The organism is Mucilaginibacter sp., assembly GCF_041663085.1.
In the GTDB taxonomy this organism is placed as follows: Bacteria; Bacteroidota; Bacteroidia; order Sphingobacteriales; family Sphingobacteriaceae; genus Mucilaginibacter.
This window is the reverse complement of sequence record NZ_JBAZRC010000229.1, coordinates 1-3,642: the sequence shown is the minus strand read 5'-3', so window position 1 is coordinate 3,642 and position 3,642 is coordinate 1. Positions and strand designations below refer to the sequence as shown.

General features: G+C 42.9%; 4 protein-coding genes. 2 read left to right on the top strand and 2 right to left on the bottom strand.

What is annotated here, in order from left to right; genetic code table 11:
- A partial coding sequence (dnaX, locus tag WC615_RS22820) for a DNA polymerase III subunit gamma/tau (protein WP_372980328.1) occupies window positions 1-1,534 on the top strand: 1,534 nt, incomplete at its 5' end.
- Between the two features lie 130 nt (window positions 1,535-1,664).
- On the opposite strand, the gene WC615_RS22815 is transcribed toward dnaX, so the two are convergent.
- Both WC615_RS22815 and WC615_RS22810 read right to left on the bottom strand, forming a co-directional pair.
- The gene (locus WC615_RS22815) at window positions 1,665-2,093 is read right to left on the bottom strand and encodes a hypothetical protein (RefSeq protein WP_372980327.1); all 429 of its coding nucleotides are present in this window, start codon (window positions 2,091-2,093) and stop codon (window positions 1,665-1,667) included.
- A 69-nt stretch (window positions 2,094-2,162) separates the two neighbouring features.
- Window positions 2,163-2,882, bottom strand: coding sequence for a hypothetical protein (locus WC615_RS22810; RefSeq protein ID WP_372980326.1), 720 nt, complete (start codon window positions 2,880-2,882; stop codon window positions 2,163-2,165).
- A 271-nt stretch (window positions 2,883-3,153) separates the two neighbouring features.
- On the opposite strand from WC615_RS22810, the gene WC615_RS22805 reads away from it, so the two are divergent.
- Window positions 3,154-3,642, top strand: a 489-nt coding sequence (locus tag WC615_RS22805) for an isocitrate/isopropylmalate family dehydrogenase (RefSeq protein ID WP_372980325.1), incomplete at its 3' end; no start/stop codon positions are given.

The following is a 3,642-nucleotide window of genomic DNA, read 5'->3' as shown; positions in this document are numbered from 1 at the left end:
CTCGGTTGATGACATCCGCAGCCTGATAGACCAGGTACGTATACCGCCACAAGCCGCACGCTACAAGGTTTATATTATTGATGAGGTGCACATGTTGTCGCAGGCGGCGTTCAACGCCTTCCTGAAAACGCTTGAGGAACCACCTAACTACGCCATATTTATACTGGCCACTACCGAGAAGCATAAGATACTGCCAACCATCCTTTCGCGTTGCCAGATTTTTGATTTTAACCGCATAAAGGTGGATGACATGGCCGGCCACCTGGCAAACATCGCCCAAAAAGAAAACATTACGTACGAGAACGACGGCCTGCACATCATTGCCCAAAAAGCAGATGGCGGCCTGCGAGATGCCCTGTCGATGTTTGATCAGATTGTGAGCTTTAGCGGCGGCAACGTTACCTATCGATCGGTTATTGATAACCTGAACATACTTGATTACGATTACTACTTTAATATAACCGATAAGCTTTTAAGCGAAGACAGCGCCCAATCGCTGCTTTTGTTTGATGAGATATTGGGCAAGGGTTTTGACGGTGCTCATTTTATATCGGGCCTGTCAGAGCATTTTCGTAACCTGCTGGTGGGTAAGGATACATCAACTATAAAATTGCTGGAAGTTAGCGAAACCATTAAGGCGCGTTACCTGCAGCAATCGCAGGCGGCATCGGTATCGTTCCTGCTATCGGCCATGAATATTGCCAACCAGTGCGATATCAGCTACAAGCTTAGTAAAAACCAACGCTTACAGGTAGAGCTTGCTTTGCTGAAGATGAGCAACCTGCTCTCGGTGTTCAATCTCGCGGCCATGCCGCTGAGCGAAAATGGTGCTGCCCCAAACGGGGAGGTAAAAAAAAAACCTGATACCTCAGTAAATAATACCCCGCCAGCACCAGTTGTTGCAGACGAAATGACCGTAGCCAGGGATAACCCGGTTACTTATAATAAAGTCAGCCAGTCAGTTAGCGCTCCGGCTACGCCATCAATGGCAATTCCGGTTGTCGGCACCAAACCCGAGCCGCCCGCCGAAAAGCCAAAGGTATTTATCCCTAATGTACACACGGCAGCTACCTCTGTTAAGATCCCATCATTAAAAGATTTGGGTAAGCAGGTAGAAGAGGCCGCGCTTGAAGAAGAAGACCCTTATTTAAAAGGTACCGATAAAGAAGCTTTTACCATTGACCGGTTTTTACAACTTTGGACCAACCACGGGGCAAAGCTGAAAGCTGATGGCAAACCGGCAACCTTGTATACTATATTTACATCGGTTACGCCAATAGTGCTTGGCCCAGAAACTTTTGAAGTGCCGGTAGCTAACAAAGTACAGGAGATGGCATTCAGGGACGAGCGCCCATACCTGCTAAACTTTTTGCGTACCACCTTAAAGAACTTTAGCATTGAGGTTAATGCCCGTGTTGATGAGCAAACCGTTGCCCGCAGGCCTTATACCGCAATGGAAAAATTCCAGTACCTGGCGGCCAAAAACCCACAGCTTATTGAACTGAAGAATAAATTTAATTTGGATTTTGATTAGATTTATTTAACCACAGAGAGCACTAAGATAATACACAGAGAGCACAGAGGAATATTAAAACCTCTGTGCTCTCTGTGTTAATGAACAATATATTCTCTGAATACTCTGTGGTTAAAACCAACCACCAATATTAATGCGCTGGTGTATCATTTTTAGGATAACCTTCTTCGTCAAGGTCATCTCGGTCATCCTCGGGCGTGTGTGCCAAAGCAGCATCGCGCGGGTTTATTTCTACAATTTTACCACTATCTATATGCATGCCTAAGTTTTCGGCATCGGTTTCTAACGACCGGTTTTCGTCGTATTCGCCTTTGGTATCATAAGGGTTGGCCTCGTCGTAGGTCGAGTTCATATCTTCGCCGTCTTTAGCGGCAGTATCATAAGGGTCGGGATGGTCGTAATCGGGGTTATCGCCTTTTACGTCGTACTCGTAACTGTTGGTAGTTGCGTCGTAGTTGAGGTTTTCGCTATCGGCAGCCTCGTTACTGTTATCGTTTAATGGGGTGTCTCTGTCCTCTGGGTCAGTAACAAAATCCGGGTTTTGATTATCAGGTATCATAGTTATAGTTTTGCTTTAATATACACTAAAAACCCTGCCAAAAAATTAGTACGGAGGCAATACCCTGTATTAATTTATTTGCTTGCGATAAGATGTAACATCGCCCAGGGCAAACTTAAAAGTAATAGAATACTGGATCATTTTATCCTTGCTTTTGCCGGCAGTAAAACCATCCATATTATCGGTAAAATCCATATTGTATTGCGCCCCCAGGTCAACTTTAAATGATGGCTGGCCATACTGGTTAAACAACTTAAACTCATAGCCAAGGCGTGCAGGGATATAAAGCTCGTTGCTTTTAGTAAGCCCGGGAGTTGTAAATTGCGGGTCGGTGTTTGATACGTTGTTGTAATGCTGCGGGTCGTTTTTTATATCATTTAAAATGTACCCCAACCCTGTAGATACGTAAAAGTTTTTAAGCACATTCATCAAACCACCTTGCGAGTAGTCTATGATCTCGCCGGCCTGTAACTGCCCTCTGAAAACCAATGCCGTAAAATTATTTTTAAAAAACCTGCCCGATAATGTTTTATAGGCATCACCACCTTCAAGCGTGCCTGCCTGTATCTCAACCACATAATTAACAAAAGGTGTTTGGTTGTAAGTGAAGTTTACATGCGCGGCGGGTTTGGTTTTTACAATCTCGGCGTCGCCATACACCTGGTTCAAGCTACCGCCAAAGCCAATATCATATTGTGCATAATCATAGCCTAACTGTGCTTTTGATACCAATGTTATTGCTGATAATGCTAAGGTGAATACGGTTGTTTTAATAAGCAACTTTGTCATATATAAGAGCGATGGTAGTGCTGATTAGCAGGTGTTTAATTTTTATAAAAGTAGTATCAAAGTTTTAAAAAGCAATAGTATCTTTTAATTAATTGTTTATAATGCTTAAAACGAAGTATTTAGCGATTAATTTTAGCAGCCATAAACCTATCAATAAGTAAGGGATAAATAATTGGTTTATTTTTGTCAATTAGTTGGGCACATGAATTTTTACAAATAAAATTTTATGTAAGTTTGAAGCCGTTTAAATAAAATTAACCATAAATCAGGTATGTCAAAAATTAAAGTAGAAAACCCGGTAGTTGAGCTGGATGGTGATGAAATGACCCGCATCATCTGGAAATTTATAAAAGATAAACTGATCATCCCTTATCTTGACCTGGATATAAAATATTATGACCTTGGTATCGAGTATCGTGATGAGACCGACGACCAGGTTACCATTGATGCTGCCAACGCTATTTTAAAATATGGTGTAGGTATTAAATGTGCCACCATCACACCTGATGAGCAGCGTGTTGAAGAATTTGGCTTAAAACAAATGTGGAGGTCGCCAAATGGTACCATCCGTAATATATTAGATGGAACGGTTTTCCGCGAGCCCATTGTTATGGCAAACGTACCGCGCCTTGTACCAAACTGGACAGCCCCTATATGCATTGGCCGCCACGCTTTTGGCGATCAGTACCGCGCTACCGATTTTGTAACCAAAGGCAAAGGTAAATTAACCATAAAATTTACGCCAGAGGATGGCGGTGCA